This window comes from Pelagibacterium sediminicola, from assembly GCF_003390885.1.
GTDB lineage: Bacteria > Pseudomonadota > Alphaproteobacteria > Rhizobiales > Devosiaceae > Pelagibacterium > Pelagibacterium sediminicola.
In genome coordinates this window covers 1-1,164 of the sequence record NZ_QMEL01000029.1, presented here as the reverse complement: position 1 = coordinate 1,164, position 1,164 = coordinate 1, and the positions used below count along the sequence as shown (strand labels likewise).

The 1,164-nt window shown below is 61.5% G+C and carries 1 protein-coding gene; it reads right to left on the bottom strand.

From position 1 onward, the window contains the following. Positions 1–13: 13 nt before the first annotated feature. Positions 14–1,080, bottom strand: a protein-coding gene (locus DQG18_RS15870; protein ID WP_116655217.1) for an IS630 family transposase whose coding sequence is annotated in 2 segments (ribosomal slippage) — positions 14–588 and positions 588–1,080 — 1,068 coding nt in all. Because the reading frame shifts where the segments join, the coding sequence is not laid out codon by codon here. Positions 1,081–1,164 lie beyond the last annotated feature (84 nt).

Genomic DNA, 1,164 nt, shown 5'->3' with positions numbered 1-1,164 from the left:
ATACCAACGGCTGTCATGATTGACCGATATGCGCCCAGTCGCGCATTCCTATAGAGGTGATGGTTTGGGGCTGGTCGATGAGGTTGTTCCAGGCTTGGCAGGCAGCGTCGATGATGGCGTCGTAGGTGTCGAAGACGCGGTTGGAGAGCCAGTTCTGCCTGAGGTACTGCCAGACGTTTTCGACCGGGTTGAGTTCGGGTGAGCGCGAGGGCAGGAAGATCAGCGTCATGTTTCTGGGCACGATGAGCTTTTCGGTGGTGTGCCAGCCGGCGCGATCGAGCAGCAGCACGGCATGGGCACCACGCTTCACGTGCCGGCTGATCTCGTCGATGTGGAGTTGCATGGCGAAGGTATCGGCAAAAGGCAGCGCCAAGCCGGCACCTTTTCCCCTTGCCGGGCAGATGGCGCCGAATAGGTAGGCGTTCTGGTAGCGCTGGTCCGCCGGTTGCCGTGGCCGGGTTCCCCGCTTTGCCCAAAGCCGGACTATCCCGTTCTTCTGGCCGATGCGTGCTTCATCCTGGAACCAGATCTCGATCGGCTTGCCTTTGGGGAGGTGCCCAATATGGGCGGTCAGCGCCCGCGGGAAGTTTTTTTAAACGCCGCAACTGTCGCAGCGTCCTGACCGGGATGAAGAGGACGGGCGCTCATGTGCGAGAAGCCGAGCTTTTTGAGCAGCCTACCCACATGACGCTCGTGATATTCGACCCCGAACCGCTCCTTGATGACACGCTGGAGGTCGATGCGACGCCAGCGAACCACACCGTCCACGACCGGGTCGGGACCAGCTTCGACGACCAAGGCAAGTTCAGCTTTCTGCTCGTCCGACAGCCGCGACGCGGGGCCGGTGGACCAGTGATCGAATAGGCCATCGGGCCCAGCCTGATTGAACCGGTGTACCCAGTCACGAAGCGTCTGGCGGTCCATCCCGCCTATCCGTGCGGCGTCGGCACGGCTCATGCCGTCAAGCACCGCCGCCAACGACAATAACCGACGGCTCTGGTTGGCGTCCTTGCTCCGCGACGCCAGCCGGCGAAGATCAGGGGCGGAATAGTCCTGTCGCAATCGTATCGATCCGGGCATGAGCGAATCTCCTTCCCCGCTATCGAATCAGCAACCCGCCAGTTTGGGAATCCCCCGAGAGTCACACGCCAAAGCCGTTGGTAT